This is a genomic window from Ornithinimicrobium tianjinense, from assembly GCF_014636495.1.
Taxonomy (GTDB): domain Bacteria; phylum Actinomycetota; class Actinomycetes; order Actinomycetales; family Dermatophilaceae; genus Ornithinicoccus; species Ornithinicoccus tianjinensis.
The window spans coordinates 150,319-165,444 of record NZ_BMEM01000004.1 but is presented as its reverse complement, the minus strand read 5'-3'; the positions used below and the strand labels follow the sequence as shown (position 1 = coordinate 165,444).

13 protein-coding genes and 1 riboswitch are annotated in these 15,126 nt (G+C 73.8%); of the genes, 8 read left to right on the top strand and 5 right to left on the bottom strand.

Going from position 1 to position 15,126, the window contains the following annotated elements; genetic code table 11:
* Positions 1 to 19: 19 nt before the first annotated feature.
* Complete coding sequence (locus tag IEV65_RS12365; RefSeq protein ID WP_188431240.1) at positions 20 to 1,717, bottom strand: DNA repair helicase XPB; 1,698 nt, start codon at positions 1,715 to 1,717, stop codon at positions 20 to 22.
* Positions 1,718 to 1,781: 64 nt separating this feature from the next.
* Positions 1,782 to 1,910, top strand: a riboswitch (FMN riboswitch).
* 74 nt (positions 1,911 to 1,984) lie between these two features.
* Here IEV65_RS12365 and ribD point away from each other — a divergent pair.
* The 6 genes from ribD (at position 1,985) to IEV65_RS12335 (ending at position 7,041) form a co-directional block, all read left to right on the top strand.
* Positions 1,985 to 3,061, top strand: coding sequence for a bifunctional diaminohydroxyphosphoribosylaminopyrimidine deaminase/5-amino-6-(5-phosphoribosylamino)uracil reductase RibD (gene ribD, locus IEV65_RS12360; protein WP_229735232.1), 1,077 nt, complete (start codon positions 1,985 to 1,987; stop codon positions 3,059 to 3,061).
* Between the two features lie 2 nt (positions 3,062 to 3,063).
* Complete coding sequence (locus IEV65_RS12355; RefSeq protein WP_188431238.1) at positions 3,064 to 3,663, top strand: riboflavin synthase; 600 nt, start codon at positions 3,064 to 3,066, stop codon at positions 3,661 to 3,663.
* On the top strand, positions 3,660 to 4,928 hold the full coding sequence (gene ribB / locus IEV65_RS12350) for a 3,4-dihydroxy-2-butanone-4-phosphate synthase (protein ID WP_188431236.1): 1,269 nt from the start codon (positions 3,660 to 3,662) through the stop codon (positions 4,926 to 4,928). Before IEV65_RS12355 ends, ribB begins: the two co-directional genes overlap by 4 nt.
* On the top strand, positions 4,925 to 5,398 hold the full coding sequence (gene ribH / locus IEV65_RS12345) for a 6,7-dimethyl-8-ribityllumazine synthase (protein WP_188431233.1): 474 nt from the start codon (positions 4,925 to 4,927) through the stop codon (positions 5,396 to 5,398). The genes ribB and ribH overlap by 4 nt, the downstream gene beginning before the upstream one ends.
* Positions 5,399 to 5,416: 18 nt before the next feature.
* The gene (locus IEV65_RS12340; RefSeq protein WP_188431231.1) at positions 5,417 to 6,028 is read left to right on the top strand and encodes a hypothetical protein; all 612 of its coding nucleotides are present in this window, start codon (positions 5,417 to 5,419) and stop codon (positions 6,026 to 6,028) included.
* Between the two features lie 71 nt (positions 6,029 to 6,099).
* Entirely contained in the window at positions 6,100 to 7,041 is a 942-nt protein-coding gene (locus IEV65_RS12335) for a hydroxymethylglutaryl-CoA lyase (RefSeq protein WP_188431229.1), read from the top strand.
* 295 nt (positions 7,042 to 7,336) lie between these two features.
* Here IEV65_RS12335 and IEV65_RS12330 read toward each other — a convergent pair whose 3' ends face one another.
* Together IEV65_RS12330 and IEV65_RS12325 are read right to left on the bottom strand one after the other, a co-directional pair.
* On the bottom strand, positions 7,337 to 8,935 hold the full coding sequence (locus tag IEV65_RS12330) for an ABC transporter permease (RefSeq protein WP_188431227.1): 1,599 nt from the start codon (positions 8,933 to 8,935) through the stop codon (positions 7,337 to 7,339).
* Positions 8,932 to 9,837, bottom strand: coding sequence for an ABC transporter ATP-binding protein (locus IEV65_RS12325; RefSeq protein ID WP_188431225.1), 906 nt, complete (start codon positions 9,835 to 9,837; stop codon positions 8,932 to 8,934). Before IEV65_RS12325 ends, IEV65_RS12330 begins: the two co-directional genes overlap by 4 nt.
* Positions 9,838 to 9,914: 77 nt before the next feature.
* Between IEV65_RS12325 and IEV65_RS12320 the strand changes: the two genes are divergently transcribed.
* On the top strand, positions 9,915 to 11,891 hold the full coding sequence (locus tag IEV65_RS12320; RefSeq protein ID WP_188431223.1) for a M13 family metallopeptidase: 1,977 nt from the start codon (positions 9,915 to 9,917) through the stop codon (positions 11,889 to 11,891).
* A 46-nt stretch (positions 11,892 to 11,937) separates the two neighbouring features.
* On the opposite strand, the gene IEV65_RS12315 is transcribed toward IEV65_RS12320, so the two are convergent.
* Together IEV65_RS12315 and IEV65_RS12310 are read right to left on the bottom strand one after the other, a co-directional pair.
* Positions 11,938 to 13,608 (bottom strand): BCCT family transporter, encoded by a 1,671-nt coding sequence (locus IEV65_RS12315; RefSeq protein ID WP_188431221.1) that lies wholly within the window; start codon positions 13,606 to 13,608, stop codon positions 11,938 to 11,940.
* Between the two features lie 97 nt (positions 13,609 to 13,705).
* Entirely contained in the window at positions 13,706 to 14,491 is a 786-nt protein-coding gene (locus IEV65_RS12310) for an IclR family transcriptional regulator (RefSeq protein ID WP_229735231.1), read from the bottom strand.
* Positions 14,492 to 14,623: 132 nt separating this feature from the next.
* Between IEV65_RS12310 and IEV65_RS12305 the strand changes: the two genes are divergently transcribed.
* On the top strand, positions 14,624 to 15,121 hold the full coding sequence (locus IEV65_RS12305) for a DoxX family protein (RefSeq protein WP_188431219.1): 498 nt from the start codon (positions 14,624 to 14,626) through the stop codon (positions 15,119 to 15,121).
* Positions 15,122 to 15,126: the final 5 nt, after the last annotated feature.

The window sequence follows — 15,126 nt, the reverse complement described above, 5'->3', positions numbered from 1 at the left end:
GTGATGCGTGGCAGGGAGGTCAGCGTCCGGTCGGCGTCGCGTCGAGGCTGCCGAGGTCGTCGGCGTCCACGATGCGGTAGGCGTAGCCCTGCTCGGCCAGGAAGCGCTGCCGGTGGGCGGCGAACTCGGCGTCCACGGTGTCGCGGGCGACGACGGTGTAGAAGTGCGCGGTCCGACCGTCGCCCTTGGGGCGCAGCACCCGGCCGAGCCGCTGGGCCTCCTCCTGGCGTGACCCGAAGGTGCCTGACACCTGGATCGCCACGGACGCCTCGGGCAGGTCGATGGAGAAGTTGGCGACCTTGCTCACGACGAGCAGGCTGATCTCGCCCTCGCGAAACTGCCGGAACAGCTCCTGCCGCTGCGTGACCGTCGTCTCGCCGGTGATGAGCGGGGCGTCGAGGGTGGTGGCGAGCTGGTCGAGCTGGTCGAGGTACTGCCCGATCACCAGCGTCGGCTCCCCGCGGTGCCGCTCGACCAGCGCCCTGACGACGCCGTCCTTGGCCGGCGCGCAGGAGGCGAACCGGTAGCGCTCCTCGGGCTCGGCGACGGCATACGCCATCCGCATGGACTCGGACAGACTGACCCGGACCTCGACGCAGTCGGCCGGGGCGATGTAGCCCTGGGCCTCGATGTCCTTCCACGGCGCGTCGAAGCGCTTGGGCCCGATGAGAGAGAAGACGTCGGACTCGCGGCCGTCCTCGCGCACGAGCGTGGCGGTGAGGCCGAGCCGGCGGCGGGCCTGCAGGTCGGCCGTCATCCGGAAGATGGGGGCCGGGAGGAGGTGGACCTCGTCGTAGAGGATGAGCCCCCAGTCGCGCGCGTCGAGCAGGTCCAGGTGCGGGTAGACGCCCTTGCGGCGCGTCGTCAGCACCTGGTATGTCGCGATCGTCACCGGGCGGATCTCCTTGCGCGAGCCGGAGTACTCCCCGATCTCGTCCTCGGTCAGCGTCGTCCGCCGCAGCAGCTCGTCGCGCCACTGGCGCGCGCTGACGGTGTTGGTCACCAGGATCAGCGTCGTGGTGCCCGAGCGCGCCATGGCCCCCGCGCCGACCAGGGTCTTGCCGGCGCCGCAGGGCAGGACGACGACGCCGGAGCCGCCGTCCCAGAACCCGTCGACCGCCTGCTCCTGGTAGGGCCGCATCGACCAGCCGGTCGTGTCCAGCTCGATCGGGTGCCTCTCGCCGTCGACGTAGCCGGCGAGGTCCTCGGCGGGCCAGCCGACCTTGAGCAGCTCCTGCTTCAGGTGGCCGCGCTCGGAGGGGTGGACCAGCACGGTGTCGTCGTCGACGCGGTCCCCGATGAGGGGCTTGATCTTCTTGTGCCGCAGCACCTCCGCCAGCACGGCGCGGTCGGTGGTGCGCAGGACCAGCTGAGTGACGGGCAGCCCGGTCTCCGGGTCGTTCTGCCCGTCGACCGGCTCCTTGAGCAGCGTCAGCCGGCCGTAGCGGTCCATCGTCTCCGCGACATCGACGAGCAGCGCCTGCGGGACCGGGTAGCGGCTGTGCGTGATGAGGGCGTGCACGACCCGCTCCGCGTCGTGCCCGGCGGCGCGGGCGTTCCACAGCCCGAGCGGGGTGACCCGGTAGGTGTGGATGTGCTCCGGGGCGCGCTCGAGCTCGGCGAAGGGCGCGATGTCGCGCCGCGCCGCCTCGGCGTCGGGGTGGTCGACCTCGAGGAGCAGGGTCTTGTCGGACTGGACGATCAGAGGGCCGTTCATCGTGGTGCTCAACGGTAGGTCAGGTGGTGCGCATTCCGTGAGCCGGTAGCCTGGGTCGAACGACAACGCGCTCCGGGGTCGGTGAAACTCCGAGCCGGCGGTGACAGTCCGCGACCCGGCCGCAGCCAGCGGCCGGTTGACCTGGTGAAACTCCAGGACCGACGGTGAAAGTCCGGATGGGAGGCAGCGCGAGGGTCGGCGGGCCTGCCCGTCCCCTCCTGTCTCCCGTCGTCGCTCCCCTGGGGCCACCGACGACCGGAGGACCAGGTGACAGATCTCCTGCGCGGCCGCGCCAGCAGCGCCGGGCCGCCCCCTGCCGCGCTGGCCGACGCCCTGCGCCGCGCGGTGACGCTCGCCCGCCGCGGCCCGGCGCGCGACCCCAACCCCCGCGTGGGCTGCGTGCTCCTCGACGACCGCGGCCGCACCGTCGGCGAGGGCTTCCACGCCGGGGCCGGCAGTCCGCACGCCGAGGTCGTGGCGCTCGCCGGGGCCGGGACCGCGGCCCGGGGGTGCACCGCCGTCGTCACCCTCGAGCCGTGCGCGCACACCGGCCGCACCGGTCCGTGCGTCGAGGCCCTCCACCGGGCCGGCGTCGCGGCGGTCCGGTATGCCGTGCCCGACCCCACCCCCTCCGCGGGCGGCGGGGCGGCGGCCCTTGCCGCGGCGGGGGTCGACGTCGCCCGGCTCCCCGACGACGAGGCGGAGGAGCTGGTCGCGGACTGGGGCGCCACGTCGCGCCGCGGTCGGCCGCACGTGACGTGGAAGATCGCCTCGACCCTCGACGGCCGGGTCGCCGCGGCGGACGGGTCGAGCCGCTGGATCACCTCGCCCGAGGCGCGGGCGGCCGCGCACGCCCTGCGCTCGCGGGTGGACGCCGTCGTCGTCGGCACCGGCACCGCGCTGACCGACGATCCCGCGCTCACGGCCCGCGGGCCGCGAGGACGGCTCGCCCTCGACCAGCCGCTTCGCGTCGTCGTGGGCGCGCGCGACCTCCCCGCGGACGCTCGCCTCCACGGCCCCGGCGGCCAGGTCGTCCACCTGCGCACGCACGACCCGGCCGCCGTCCTTGCCGACCTGCGGGAGCGCGGGGCGCACCGGGTCCTCCTCGAGGGCGGCCCCACGCTCGCCGGCGCCTTCTGGCGCGCGGGCCTGGTCGACGAGCTGCTCGTCCACCTCGCGCCCGCCCTGCTCGGGGCCGGCGGGGCGCCCGCGGTGCCCGACCTCGGCATACCCGACATCGAAGGGGCCGCCCGGCTGGAGCTGGTGAGCCTGGACCGCCTCGGACCCGACCTGCAGCTGCGCCTGCGCCCCCTGCCCGCCCGCCCCACCGACCTGGAGGTCTGACCATGTTCACCGGCATCGTCGAGGAGCTCGGCACCCTCGTCTCGCGGACCGACGGCGCGCAGTCGTGCGTCCTGGAGGTGCGCGCCCCCACCGTCGCCGCCGACCTGCGCCACGGCGACTCGGTCGCGGTCGACGGCTGCTGCCTCACCGTCGTCGAGCCCCGCCGCGACGGCTTCACCGCCGACGTGATGGCCGAGACGCTGGCCTGCACGACGCTCGGCGGGCTCGTCCCCGGGGCCCGGGTCAACCTGGAGCGTGCCGTGCGCGTCGACGCCCGTCTGGGCGGCCACGTCGTCCAGGGTCACGTGGACGGCACCACCACGCTCCTGGGCCGCACGCCCGGGGACCGGTGGGAGGTGGTCCGGCTCGCCCTGCCCCCGGAGCTGTCCCGGTATGTCGTGCGCAAGGGCTCCGTCGCGCTGGACGGGGTCTCGCTCACCGTCTCGGCGGTCGACGACGACGCCTTCGAGGTCAGCCTCATCCCGACCACCCTGGCGCTCACTACCCTCGGGACGCGCGCCGTGGGCGAGCGGGTCAACGTGGAGGTCGACGTCCTCGCCAAGTACGTCGAGCGCCTCGTCGTGCAGGGGGTCGCCGGATGAGCGCGGTCGAGGAGGCGCTGACCGCCCTTCGGCAGGGCCGTCCGGTCCTGGTGCTCGACGACGTCGACCGGGAGAACGAGGGCGACGTCGTCCTCGCCGCCCAGACCCTGACGCCGGAGTGGACGGGATGGGCGGTCCGGCACAGCTCGGGCTACCTGTGCGCGCCGCTGCCGGACGCCTGGGCCGACCGGCTCGGCCTGCCCCTGATGGTCACGCAGAACGAGGACGAGCTGCGCACGGCATACACCGTCACGGTGGACGCCGCGACGGGCGTGACCACCGGGATCAGCGCCGCCGACCGCTGCGCGACGGCCCGCGCGCTCGCGGACCCGGCGAGCGGGCCGGGCGACCTGCGGCGGCCGGGGCACCTGGTGCCGCTGCGGGCGCGGGAGGGTGGCGTGCTCGTGCGGCGCGGCCACACCGAGGCCGCCGTCGACCTCTGCCGGCTCGCCGGGCTGGCACCCGTGGGCGTCATCGGCGAGCTGGTCGACGACGCCGGCGAGCTGCTGCGCGGTCCCGCCGTGCGCGCGCTCGCCGCCGAGCACGGGCTGCCGGTGCTCACGATCGCCGAGCTGGTCGCCCACCGGCAGCGTCACGACCGGGTGGAGCGCCTGGCGAGCACCGTGCTGCCGACCGCCGCAGGGGAACTGGTCGTCCACGGCTACCGCGACCGCGTCACCGGCGCGGAGCACCTGGCCCTGGTCGGACGGCCGGACCCCGGGCCGCGCCCGCTCGTGCGGCTGCACTCGGAGTGCCTGACCGGCGAGGCGCTGGGCTCGCGGCGCTGCGACTGCGGGCCGCAGCTCGACGACGCCCTGGGCCGGGTCGCGCGCGAGGGCGGCGTGGTCGTCTACCTGCGCGGGCACGAGGGGCGCGGCGTGGGCCTGCTCGACAAGCTGCGCGCCTATGCGCTCCAGGACGAGGGCGCCGACACCGTCGAGGCGCAGCTCGCCCTCGGGCTGCCGGTCGACGACCGCGACTACGCGGCCGGCGCGGCGATCCTGCACGACCTCGGCCTGGACACGCGACCGCTGCGGCTCATCACGCACAACCCCGACAAGGCCCAGGCGCTGCGTGCCCTCGGCCTCACGGTCACGGCCGAGACCTCGCGCACCTGCCCGCCGCCGGAGTCGCACGCCTACCTGAGGACCAAGGTCGACCGGCTCGGGCACGCGCCCCACCACGTCGCGACCAGCACACCGACCAGCACACCGACCAGCACACCGACCACCACCACTGCAGCGAGCACGAGGAGCACAGCATGAGCAAGGCCGGAGCACCCACCCTGGACGTCGACGGCACCGGGCTGCGCGTCGCGGTCGTCGCCGCGTCGTGGCACACCACGGTCATGGACGGCCTACTGGACGGCGCGCACCGTGGTCTCGCCGACGCCGGGGTCGCGCCCGAGGACGTGCGCGTGGTCAGGGTCCCGGGCAGCTTCGAGCTGCCCGTCGCCTGCGCGCAGCTCGCCCGTTCGGGCCGGTATGACGCGCTCGTCGCCCTGGGCGTCGTCGTCCGCGGGGGGACGCCGCACTTCGACTACGTCTGCCAGGCCGCCACCACGGGGCTGACGCAGGTGGCGGTGGAGACCGGGGTGCCCGTCGGCTTCGGTGTGCTGACCTGCGACGACGACCAGCAGGCCCTCGACCGGGCAGGGCTGCCCGGCTCCTCGGAGGACAAGGGGCACGAGGCGGCGACCGCGGCGGTGGCGACCGTCGTGGCGCTGAGTGCCTGACCCGGGCACGATGGGGGAATGCCCGTGGCTCCAGCGGTGCCCGTGCTCGTGCTCCTCGAGGGGCCGAGCGACGTCGCCGCGCTCGACGCCGTGCTCGACGGGCAGAGCCAGGGGCAGGGGCCTCGCAGGACGGGGGAGGGCACGGCATACCGGCTGGTCGACATGGGCGGCGTGACCAACGTCGCCCGGCACCTCGCGGCGGCGGGGCGACAGCGCCCCGCCGCGGAGGTGCTCGGGCTCTGTGACGCGGCCGAGGCGTGGGTGGTGGTGCGCGCGCTGCGCGAGGCCGGGCGCGACGTCGACGACGTGGCGGACCTTGCGCGGTGGGGCTTCTTCGTGTGCGACCGTGACCTGGAGGAGGAGCTCATCAGGGCCCTCGGCGCCGAGGCGTGCCTCGCGCTGCTGGAGCGGGAGGGGCTCGGGGAGCGGTTCCGGGCGTTCAGCCGGCAGCGCCCCTGGGTGGACCGCCCGGTCGAGGACCGGCTGCACCGCTTCGCGGGGGTGGCGTCCGGCCGCAAGATCAGGCTGGCCCGCGCGATGGCTGCGGCGTTGCGCCCGGACGAGGTGCCCCCGCCGATCGCGGCCCTGGTGAGCCGGCTCATGGCCGACCGCCGGTCCGCGCGGGCGTGACAACGCGACCCGGCCTCGAGCGCTACGGTGCCGGGGGGCCCGGCGGTGGTGGCTCCTGACAGGATGTGGCCATGACGACGCCGTCCCTACCCATGACCGTGTCGATGCCCGGGATGCCCGAGCGGGTGACGATCTACGAGGTCGGGCCGCGCGACGGCCTCCAGAACGAGAAGACCGTCGTTCCCGTCGCGACCAAGGCCGAGTTCGTCCGCCGGCTGCTCGCCGCGGGGCTGGACACCGTGGAGCTGACCAGCTTCGTCCCGCAGAAGTGGGTGCCGCAGCTCGGGGACGCCGAGGAGCTGCTCGACCTGCTGGGGGAGTCGGGGACCGGGCAGCGACGGCCGGTCCTGGTGCCCAACGAGCGCGGGCTGGACCGGGCCCTGGAGAAGGGCGTCAGCGCCATCGCGATCTTCGGCAGCGCGACGGAGAGCTTCGCGCAGGCCAACCTCAACCGCTCGGTCGCGGAGTCGGTCGAGATGTTCGCGCCCGTGGTCAAGCGGGCCCTGGACGCCGGCACGTGGGTCCGGGCCTACGTGTCGATGTGCTTCGGCGACCCGTGGGAGGGGCCGGTCCCGGTGACGCAGGTGGTCGACGTGTGCTCGCGCCTGATGGACCTCGGCTGCGACCAGCTGTCGATCGGCGACACCATCGGCGTGGGCACCGCAGGCCACGTGCTGCGGCTGCTGGACGCGCTCGAGGAGGCCGGCATCGGCACCGACCAGGTGGGCGTGCACTTCCACGACACCTACGGCCAGGCCCTGACCAACACCCTCACCGCCCTGCAGCGCGGGGTCAGCGTCGTGGACGCCTCGACCGGCGGGCTCGGCGGGTGCCCGTACGCCAGGTCCGCCACCGGCAACCTCGCGACCGAAGATCTCGTCTGGGCCCTCGACGGGCTCGGGATCGAGCACGGCGCCGACCTGCAGGCCCTCGTCGAGACGAGCACCTGGATGGCCGAGCAGCTCGGGCGCCCGGCGCCGTCCCGCGTGGTCAGGGCGCTCGCGGGCGGCTGACCGGCCCTCCGCTGGCGGTCGGGGTCGCCGAGCGCGGGCCACTCCGGTGAGTGGGTTGTGCACGCGGTCCCGGGGCATGGCGTGCACATGCCACTCCGGTGAGTGGGTTGTGCACGCGGTCCCGAGGTATGGCGTGCACATGCCACTCCGCTGAGTGGGTTGTGCACGCGGTCCGGGGGTCTGGCGTGCACATGCCACTCCGGGGAGTGGGTTGGGCACGCGGTCCCGGGGTATGGCGTGCGCGGGCCGCTCCGGTGAGTGGGTTGGGCACGCGGTCCCGGGGCCCGGAAGATGCCTAGGGCAGCCGCAGGTCCCGGCGTCGGTAGCCCCAGAGCCCCATAGCCATGAGGGCGAGCGCCGCCCCGGTGATGGCGAGGACCGGGGTCCAGTCCATCTCCTCCACCGGCAGGGCGGGCAGCACCTCCCACGGGGTCAGCCGCACAAGCCAGTCGGGCAGGCCCAGGATCGACCCGACCCACACCATGAACAGCGACCACCCCACGACGACCCACACGATCCAGCTCAGCCGGGGTGCCCAGCCGTGCAGGAGCACCGCCAGCCCGAGCACGAGCAGCGCACCGGGCACCAGCACGAGCGCACCCCGCAGCGACCCGAGCATCGGCCCGAGGTCGCCCTGGGCCAGCGTCTCGGGCAGCCCCAGCAGCGCCCCGAACGCGGCGAAGAGCACGGTGCTGCCCACCGCCGCGAGGAGCAGGTATGCCGTGGCGAGCCGGGTCCGCGGGACCGCGGTCGCCAGGATCAGCTCGGCGTGACCCCGATGCTCCTCGACGGCCAGCCGCTGCCACAGCTGGACGGCGAGCACCCCCGCCAGGACGGCCACGATGCCGAGCATCGCCACGAAGAAGGCGTCGACGAGCGTGTCCGCACCCTGGCCCAGCCGGCGCAGCATCATCTCCAGCCGCGGGATCCGCTCGAGCATCGTGTCGAAGCTGCCGGACAGCGAGCCCATGCCGAGCGCGAACACCGCCAGGCCGACGAACCACCCGACCAGGCTGCCCCGCTGCAGGCGCCACACGAGGCCGCCGACCGACAGCAGCGCCGGGGTCGCGCGGTCCCGGCCGGGCCGGACCGCCCAGAGGCCGGCGCCGTGGTCGCGCCGCCCCTCCAGCGCGAAGGCCGCGGCCACGAGCAGCACGGTCAGCGCGGCCGGCAGCAGCAGCACCCACCAGCGCTCGCCGTCGTAGGGATGCACGAGCGCCATCCACTCCACGGGGGAGAGCCAGGCGAGGCCGCGGACCACGCTTCCCTCCTCGGAGGCGTCGGCGACGGCTCGGAGCAGGTATGCCGCGCCCAGCACCGCCAGCCCCAGGCCGCGGGCGGCCCGCGCCGAGGAGGTGACCTGGGCGGCGACGGCACCCACGCCGACGAGCACCGCCGGCACCAGGGCGCTGCCCAGGCCGTAGGCGACCGAGCCCACGACCGGCTCACCGACCGCGACCATGCTGACCCCGACGAGCAGCCCGAGCACCGCGCAGGCCAGCAGGCCGACGACGACCGCGGCGGTGAGCGGCGCGTGCCGGCCGACGACGCCGGAGCGCAGCAGCTCGGTGCGGCCCTCCTCCTCGTCCGCCCGGGTCACCCGGACCACGCCCAGGATCGCCATGATCCCGGCGACGGTCGCCATGAAGGTGCCCACGCGCCATACCGTGAAGGGACCGGGAGAGGTGAGGTCGTAGGGCGGGCCGAGCATCGCGCGCATCGTCGGGTTCTCCGCCAGCAGGTCCAGGGCGCCCGTGGTCGCGAGGCCCCCGACGATCGTCTCGTAGGCCGCAGCTGTCGCCGGGACGACGGCCGCCATACCCAGGATCCAGGCGGCGTAGAACCAGCGGTTGCGCCGCAGCGCCAGCCGCACCAGCGTCGCGAGGCCGTTCATGACCGCGGCGTCCCGGCGCCGCTCTGGTCGTAGTGCCGCAGGAAGAGCTCCTCCAGCGTCGGTGGCGTCGAGGTCAGCGCGCGCACGCCCAGCGGGGCGAGTCGGGCCAGCAGGTCGCCGAGCGCCGCGTCCTCCACCTGGGCGGTGAAACGGTGGTCGTGGACGACGGCGTCGTGCACGCCGGGCAGCCCGACCAGCTCCGCCGGCACGGGGGAGGAGACCTCGGCCTGCACCTGGGTGCGGGTGAGGTGGCGGAGCTCGGCCAGGGTGCCGGACTCGACCACCCGGCCGGCGCGGATGATCGAGACCCGGTCGCAGAGGTGCTCGACCTCGGAGAGGATGTGGCTGGACAGCAGCACCGCCCGGCCGTCGACCTGGTCCTGGCGGATGACCTCCCGGAACTGCGCCTCCATGAGGGGGTCGAGCCCTGCGGTCGGCTCGTCCAGCAGGAGCAGCTCGACGTCGGAGGCCAGGGCCGCGACGAGCGCGACCTTCTGCCGGTTGCCCTTGGAGTAGGTCGAGCCCTTGCGGGTGGGGTCGAGGTCGAAGCGTTCCAGCAGGTCCTTGCGACGGCGCTCGTCGAGGCCCCCGCGCAGCCGACCGAGCAGGTCGATGACCTCGCCGCCGGTCAGCCCGGGCCAGAGGTTGACGTCGCCCGGCACGTAGGCCAGGCGTCGGTGCAGCTCCGCCGCGTCCGACCACGGGTCGCCCCCGAGCAGGCGTGCCGTGCCGGCGTCGGCGCGCAGCAGGCCCAGCAGGACGCGGATCGTCGTGGACTTGCCTGCGCCGTTGGGTCCGAGGAAGCCGTGGATCTCCCCCGCCTCGACCGTGAGGTCGAGCCCGTCGAGGGCCACGGTGGACCCGAACCGCTTCACCAGGTCATGGATCTCGATGACGCCCACTCCTCGCAATGTACGCCTGTGGCGTGACGCGGCGGGCGGCGTGGAGAAGGTGTGAGGTACGACATACCCTGACGGGCATGCAGACCGGTATCGACCGCGCCCATCTCGACCCCTCCGTGCGCCCGCAGGACGACCTCTTCGCCCACGTCAACGGCACCTGGCTGGCGACGGCCCAGATCCCGGAGGACCGGTCGCGCTACGGCAGCTTCGACCAGCTGCGCGAGCAGGCGGAGGCGGCGGTGCGCGAGCTGATCGAGGCGGCCGCCGCCGAGCAGCCCGCGCTCGAGACGCCGGCGGGCAAGGTCGGCGCCCTCTACGCCAGCTTCATGGACACCGACCGCGTGGCCGCCCTGGGCACCGAGCCGCTGGTCGCGCCGCTGCGCGACGTTGCGGCCGTCGCGACGCCCTCGGACGTGGTGCGGCTGAGCGGCCGCCACCAGCGCGAGGGCCTGGACGGGCTGGTCAGCCCCTGGGTCACCGCCGACGCCGGCAGCCCCGAGGACTACATCGTCTACCTGCACCAGGCCGGGATCGGCCTGCCCGACGAGGCCTACTACACCGCCGAGGAGCACGCCGCGGTCCGCGACGCCTACCGGACCTACCTCGCCCGCCTGCTCGAGCTGGGCGCGCCCGCGCTCGAGGCGGCCGGACTCGACCTCGGCGCCGACGCGGCGGACCGTGTCTACGCGCTCGAGGAGCGGATCGCCGACGCCCACTGGGACCGGGTCGCGACGCGCGACGCGGTGCGCTCCTACACGCGTCTGTCCGCCGAGGAGCTGGCGGCCTCGACCCCGGGCTGGGACTGGGAGGCGTATGCCGAGGGGCTGGGTGCCCCTGCCGGTGCCCTCGCGCACGTGGTCGCTCGGCAGCCCGACGTGCTGACCGCCATCGGTGCCGCGCTGGCCGAGGTGCCGGTCGAGGACTGGCGCGCCTGGCTCGCTGTCCGCGTGCTCGACGGTCTGGCTCCCTACCTGACCGAGGACCTCGTCGCGGCGCACTTCGCCTTCCACGGGACCGCGCTGTCCGGCACGCCGGCCAACAAGGAGCGGTGGAAGCGCGGCGTCGGCCTGGTCGAGGCCCTGCTCGGCGAGGCCGCCGGCGAGCTCTACGTCGCGGCGCACTACCCGCCGGCCGCGCACGAGCGGATGACCGAGCTGGTCGCCAACGTCACCGAGGCCTTCCGGCGCCGGATCGGCGAGCTGGAGTGGATGGGGGAGCAGACCCGGGCCAGGGCCCTGGAGAAGCTGGCCGCCTTCCGGCCCAAGATCGGCCACCCGCCGACCTTCCGCGACTACACGGCATACCGGCTCGACCCGGAGGACCTGGTCGGCAACGTGCGACGGGGCGCGGCCTTCGAGACCGACCGCGAGCTCGCCAAGATCGGGCGACCCATCGACCGGGACGAGTGGCTTATGACGCCCCAGACGGTCAATGCTTACTACCACCCGGTGCTCAACGAGATCGTCTTCCCGGCCGCGATCCTGCAGCCACCGTTCTTCGACGTCGAGGCCGACGACGCGGTCAACTACGGCGGCATCGGGGCGGTGATCGCGCACGAGATCGGGCACGGCTTCGACGACCAGGGCAGCCGCTACGCCGGCGACGGGTCGCTGACCGACTGGTGGACCGAGGAGGACCGGGCCCGCTTCGACGAGCGCAGCCAGCGGCTCGTCGAGCAGTTCGGGCAGCTCTCCCCGCGCGACATCCCCGGCGGCGAGGCCACGGTCAACGGCGGCCTCACGGTGGGGGAGAACATCGGCGACCTGTGCGGCCTGGAGCTGGCGCACCTGGCCTACACGATCGCCGCCGACGGCGCCGCCCCCGAGCTGGACGGGTGGACCGGTGAGCAGCGCTTCTTCCTCGGCTGGGGAGCGGTATGGCGCACGGTCGCCCGGGAGGAGGAGGCGCGCCGCCTGCTGTCCGTCGACCCGCACGCCCCCGCCGACCTGCGCGCCAACACCGTCCGCAACGTCGACGCCTTCCACGAGGCGTTCGGGACGACCGACGGCGACGGGTTGTGGCTGGCGCCGGAGGAGCGGGTCAGGGTCTTCTGAGCGTGACCCCCCGGCCCGGACTGCGGGCCGGGGGGTATGGCGTGGGTCAGGGCAGGTCGGGGCTGTCCTGCGGCACCACGCCGGCCTGCAGCGAGAGGATCGCCGCGCTCTTCTCGGCGTCGTGCTCGAGGATGTGGTCGCGCACGGCAGAAGGGAGCGTGGAGAGGAAGGGCTCGTTCTTCAGCTCCTTCCACAGCGACACGCACATGCCGACGAGAACGAGCACGAACGGGGTGGCCACGATCGTCACCCCGGTCTGGAGCGCGGTCAGGCCGCCGGCCCACAGCAGGACGGCCGCCACCGCGCCGGTCGCGACGCCCCAGAAGACGATCAGCCAGCGGCTGGGCTCCTCGACCCCGCGCTGGGACAGCATGCCCATGACGATGGAGGCGGAGTCGGCGCCGGTGATGAAGAAGATGGCGACCAGCACCACCGCGAGCACGGTCGTCACGGATGCCAGCGGGTAGTCGGCCAGCGTCGTGAACAGCGCGCTCTCGGTGCCATCGGCCAGGCGTGCGGCCATGTCGACGCCCTGGTTGAGCTGCAGGTCGAAGGCGGAGCCGCCGAGGATCGCGAACCACACGAAGCTCACCAGGCTCGGGATGGCGATGACGTAGGTCACGAACTCGCGGATGGTGCGGCCCTTGGAGATGCGGGCGATGAACATCCCGACGAAGGGGGTCCAGGAGATCCACCAGGCCCAGTAGAAGATCGTCCAGCCGCCGAGCCACTCGCTCCCGCCGAACGCGCCGAGGGTGAAGCTCATCATCGGCAGGTGGGTGAGGTAGCCGCCCAACGACTCGGTGAGGGTCATGAGGATGAACACGGTCGGGCCGACGACCAGGAGGAAGAAGGCCAGCGCTGCGGCGGCCACCGCGTTGGCGTTGGAGAGCCACTTGATGCCCTTCTCGACGCCGCTCACGGCGGAGATGACGAAGCACAGCGTCAGGAAGGCGATCACCGCCACCGCGAGGGTCTTGTCACCGCCGCCCCGGCCGAAGATGTGGTCGATGCCGCCGGTGATCTGCAGCGCCCCGAGACCGAGCGAGGTCGCCGAGCCGAAGAGGGTCGCGAGCAGCGCGAGCACGTCGATGCTCCTGCCGGCGGTGCCCTCGGCGTGCCGGCCGAGCAGCGGCCCGAACGCGGCGCTGACGAGGTTGCCGGTGCCCTTGCGGTAGGCGAAGTAGGCGATGGCCAGGCCGATCACGGCATACATGGCCCAGGGGTGCAGCCCCCAGTGGAAGAAGGTGTACTCCATCGCCAGCGCGGCGGCGGCGCCGGAGCCGGGCTCCGCGCGCCCGAGCGGCGGGGTGTTGAGGTGGGTGAGCGGCTCGGCGACGCCCCAGAACATCAGGCCGATGCCCATGCCGGTCGCGAACATCATCGAGACCCAGGAGAAGGTGCTGAACTCCGGCGTCGCGTCGTCGTCGCCGAGCCGGATGTTGCCGTAGCGGCTGAAGGCCAGGAAGGCCGAGAACACGACGAAGCCGGCGCTCGCCAGCACGAAGAGCCACCCGAGGTTGGTCGTGATCCAGGTGAGCGCGGCTCCGGCCCCGGCGGAGAAGCTCTCGGTGCCCAGCGACCCGTAGGCCAGGAAGACGAGCGCGAGGCCTGCAGCGACGAGGAACACCGTCCGGTCCAGCGGAGGTCGTGGGTCTGGCGGCTCGACCCGGCCCGGGGGCCCGTCGGTGGTCGTGGTCGTGGTCGTGTCCAGCATGGGAAATCGTCTCCGTGGCGTTGCGTTCTGAGGAACATGGCGCGTCTGGCGCAACGACCAGTCTGAACGTGCGGGTGGAGCGCGTCAAAACGTGGCCCTAGGCAGGCCACCCCATCCGGCGGGAGATCGCGGCCGCAGCCTCGACCACGAGCTCCTCGAGACGGTCCAGCCGGGCGGGCCGCATCCGGAAGCTGGGGCCCGACAGGCTCAGGGCCCCGCACACGCGTCCGTGCACGTCGCGCACCGGGGCCGCGACCGTGGACAGCCCGACCTCGAGCTCGTCCACCGCGCGCGCCGAGCCGCGCTCCCGGACCGCGGCCAGCTCGCGTTGCAGGGCGTCCAGGTCGGTGATGGTCCGGTCCGTGTATGCCGTGAGCTCCCCGACGATCCGCGGCACCTCCTCCTCGGGCTGGGCGGCGAGCAGCACCTTGCCGTTGGCCGCCGCGTGCAGCGGCAGGTGCTGGCCCACCCACGTGTAGGTGGGCAGTGTGCCCAGGGATCCGACCTGGTCGACGTAGAGCGCCGAGCCCCGGGCCAGAACGGCCACGTTGGCGGTGGCATCGGCGGTCGCCGCCAGGCGCTCGGCGACCGGTCGGGCCTGCTGCACGAGGTCGAGCCGGGCGCTCGTCGCCCCGGCGAGCCGGACCACGCCCACGCCCAGTCGGAACCGGCCCCGTTGTCCCGACTCCTCGACCAGCTCACGCCGCTCCATGGCAGCGAGCAGGCGGCTCGCCGTGCTCTTGTGCACCCCCAGCTCCCGCGCGAGCTCGCTGACCCCGAGGGTGCCCCGGCCCGCGAGGGTCTCGAGGATCGTCACGGCCCGGTCGACGGACTGGATGGTGGGTTCGGGGCTCCTGGGCTCCGGGCTGGAGGGGTCGGCCATGCTCGCGACGATAGTCGGGCCTGGGATAGGTGTCCGGTGGTGGCGGTGGTGGTGCTCGTCGGTCGGCCGGTCGACGGTTCAACCTGCACAGGAGCAGGCTCCTCGTGCATAGTTGCGTCTACAACTATTGTAGTGTTAACAGACGAAGGATCCCGATGTCTCCTCGCCCCCGCCCGCAGCAACCCCGCCCTCACCGACGCGGCGCTCCTCGTGACCCGCGTCGCGGTCGGCTTCGTCCTGCTGGCCCACGGCCTGCAGAAGGCCTTCGAGTTCACCCCCGCCGGCACCGCTGGTGCGTTCACCCAGATGGGTGTCCCGGCTGCCGGGGCTGTCGCCTGGTTCACGATGCTGGCCGAGATCGTCGGCGGCTCGGCCCTCATCCTCGGCGTGCTCACGCCTGTCTTCGCTCTGATCAACCTGGTCAGCATGGTCGGCGCGATCGTCCTCGTGCACCTGCCCAACGGCGTCTTCGTCACCGCCAACGGCTACGAGCTCGTCCTGTCCATCGCGGCCGCACTGGTCGCCGTCGCCGCCTTCGGCGCCGGTCGCTGGAGCGTGGACGGCCTGATCACCCGTGCCTCCGCGCAGAGCGCGGTGGCCCCCGAGCGCGAGCGCGCCCTCGTCGGCTGATCCCG

What these genes read in the sequence shown, in the direction of transcription:
- IEV65_RS12335 (WP_188431229.1), top strand. Translation starts at nt 6,100, where the DNA reads ATGACGACGCCGTCCCTACCCATGACCGTGTCGATGCCCGGGATGCCC.
- IEV65_RS12365 (WP_188431240.1), bottom strand. Translation starts at nt 1,717, where the DNA reads ATGAACGGCCCTCTGATCGTCCAGTCCGACAAGACCCTGCTCCTCGAG.
- IEV65_RS12320 (WP_188431223.1), top strand. Translation starts at nt 9,915, where the DNA reads ATGCAGACCGGTATCGACCGCGCCCATCTCGACCCCTCCGTGCGCCCG.
- IEV65_RS12355 (WP_188431238.1), top strand. Translation starts at nt 3,064, where the DNA reads ATGTTCACCGGCATCGTCGAGGAGCTCGGCACCCTCGTCTCGCGGACC.
- IEV65_RS12340 (WP_188431231.1), top strand. Translation starts at nt 5,417, where the DNA reads ATGCCCGTGGCTCCAGCGGTGCCCGTGCTCGTGCTCCTCGAGGGGCCG.
- IEV65_RS12315 (WP_188431221.1), bottom strand. Translation starts at nt 13,608, where the DNA reads ATGCTGGACACGACCACGACCACGACCACCGACGGGCCCCCGGGCCGG.
- IEV65_RS12330 (WP_188431227.1), bottom strand. Translation starts at nt 8,935, where the DNA reads ATGAACGGCCTCGCGACGCTGGTGCGGCTGGCGCTGCGGCGCAACCGC.
- ribH (WP_188431233.1), top strand. Translation starts at nt 4,925, where the DNA reads ATGAGCAAGGCCGGAGCACCCACCCTGGACGTCGACGGCACCGGGCTG.
- ribB (WP_188431236.1), top strand. Translation starts at nt 3,660, where the DNA reads ATGAGCGCGGTCGAGGAGGCGCTGACCGCCCTTCGGCAGGGCCGTCCG.
- IEV65_RS12310 (WP_229735231.1), bottom strand. Translation starts at nt 14,491, where the DNA reads ATGGCCGACCCCTCCAGCCCGGAGCCCAGGAGCCCCGAACCCACCATC.